The following is a 954-nucleotide window of genomic DNA, read 5'->3' as shown; positions in this document are numbered from 1 at the left end:
CGGCCGCCGTGTTGGTGACCGCTCCGGCGTCGATGTCGTCCTGGGTGAGGGCGTAGGTCGCCGTGCAGGTCGTCGAGGCGCCACCGGCCAGGCTGGTGACCGGGCAGTCCACCGGGCCGGCCAGCGGGTCGTCGACACTGATCGGGTCGAGCGTGACGTTGCCGGTGTTGGTCACCGTGAACGTGTACTCGACGATCGACCCGACAGCAACCGTGGCCGGCGGGGTCGCCTGCTTGACCAGGCTGAGGTACGGACCGGGCGCGATCGGCAGGTCATAGCTGCCCTCGGCCGTCACCGCTGCCCCCACAGGCGGGGTGCCGGAAGCCGTCGCCGTGTTCGGCACGTGCCCGGCATCGACGTCCGCCTGGGTCAGGGTGTAGCTGCCGGTGCAGGTGGTCGACGCATCCGGGACAGCGGTCCCGCCGGGCAGGTCACCGCACCCACCAGCGGGTCGTCGACGCTGACCGGGTCGAGCGTGACGTTGCCCGTGTTGGTCACCACGAAGCTGTAGTCGACCTCGTCACCGGCGCGATCGCCCCGGGCGGTGCCGGACTTCACCAGGGCGATGCCCGGCGTGGCGGTGATCGCGGTCGAGGTCGAGCTGGTCGACGTCACGCCGGGGCCTGCCGGCGGGGTTCCGGTCGTGGTGGCCGTGTTGTCGACCTGGCCGGAGTCCACGTCAGCCTGGGTGAGGGTGTAGGTCGCGGTACACGTCGTCGACGTGGTCGGCGCCAGCGTCGTCACCGGGCAGGTCACCGGACCCGCCAGCGGGTCGTCGACACTCACCGGGTCGAGCGTGACGTTGCCGGTGTTCGTCACCACGAAGCTGTAGACGATCGTCGAACCCGCCGTGTTCCCCGACGGCGCTCCCGCCTGCTTGAGCAGGCTGACCGCGGGGGCCTGGTCGATCGTGGTCGTCACCGTGTCGGTACCGGACACAGGCGCGCCGACCGG

At 71.3% G+C, this 954-nt stretch carries 1 protein-coding gene and 1 pseudogene; both read right to left on the bottom strand.

The features are described from left to right. On the bottom strand, positions 1-295 hold a 295-nt coding region (locus BN358_RS24980), incomplete at its 3' end, for a DUF11 domain-containing protein (RefSeq protein WP_157593582.1). 74 nt (positions 296-369) lie between these two features. Then, positions 370-954: pseudogene (locus BN358_RS24975) on the bottom strand (DUF11 domain-containing protein); the annotation flags it as partial.

This window comes from Sedimentibacter sp. B4, from assembly GCF_000309315.1.
Lineage (GTDB): Bacteria > Bacillota > Clostridia > Tissierellales > Sedimentibacteraceae > Sedimentibacter > Sedimentibacter saalensis.
Note: the sequence above shows the minus strand (reverse complement) of the source record. Positions and strands in the feature narration are given on the sequence as shown.